Annotated in this window: 1 protein-coding gene; it reads left to right on the plus strand. The window is 67.6% G+C overall.

Annotated features, from left to right (window positions below):
- Positions 1–1,043: methyl-accepting chemotaxis protein (locus AC07VY_RS26550; RefSeq protein ID WP_495100139.1), on the plus strand; the 1,043-nt coding region annotated here is incomplete at both ends.

A 1,043-nucleotide genomic window follows, 5' to 3' on the forward strand; every position in this document is an offset into this window, starting at 1 on the left:
CGGGTGGTCTCCAATGTGCGTTCGGGCTCCGAAAACGTGGCCACCGCCAGTGCGGAAATCGCCCAAGGCAACGACGACCTCAGCGCCCGCACCGAGCAGCAAGCCAGCGCGCTGGAGCAAACCGCCGCGTCGATGGAAGAGCTCAGCTCCACCGTGCGCCAGAACGCCGACAACGCCCGCCAGGCGAACCAGCTGGCCATGAGCGCATCCACCGTGGCCATCCAGGGTGGTGAAGTGGTCAACCAGGTCGTCGAAACCATGAAGGGCATCAACGACAGCTCACAAAAGATCGCCGACATCATCGGCGTCATCGACGGCATCGCCTTCCAGACCAACATCCTGGCCTTGAACGCCGCCGTCGAAGCCGCCCGGGCCGGCGAGCAAGGCCGCGGCTTTGCCGTGGTCGCCAGCGAAGTGCGCAGCCTGGCCGGCCGCAGTGCCGACGCCGCCAAGGAAATCAAGAACCTGATCAACGCCAGCGTGGAACGCGTGGCCCAGGGCACGGCCCAGGTGGACCAAGCCGGCGTCACCATGACCGAAGTCGTCAGCTCCATCCGCCGTGTCACCGACATCATGGGCGAGATCAGCGCCGCCAGCAACGAACAAGCCCTGGGCGTGGCCCAGGTCGGCGAGGCCGTGACCCAGATGGACCAGGCCACGCAACAGAATGCCGCCCTGGTGGAAGAAATGGCCGCTGCCGCCAGCAGCCTGCGCACCCAGTCGAACGACCTGGTGCAGGTGGTGGCCGTGTTCAAGCTCGATGGTGCTGCCCCCCAGCGCGCTGTCGCGACCGCACCCGTGCCGGCACCGATGCGCAGGGCCGCCCCGGCACCCCTGCGCGCGCCGGCTACCCGGCCTGCCCTGGCCCGTCCCGCGCCTGCCGTAGCCCGTAAGCCGTTGGCGAAATCTTTGCCCACGCAGACCGCCAGGCCTGCCTCCAAGCCGGTCCTTAAACCCAGTGCCAAACCTACCATCAAACCCGCCATGGGCAAGCTCAGCGCCCCCAAGGCCGCCAGCACCAACGACGACGACTGGACCAGCTT

The sequence above is a fragment of the Rhodoferax sp. GW821-FHT02C08 genome, assembly GCF_059421805.1.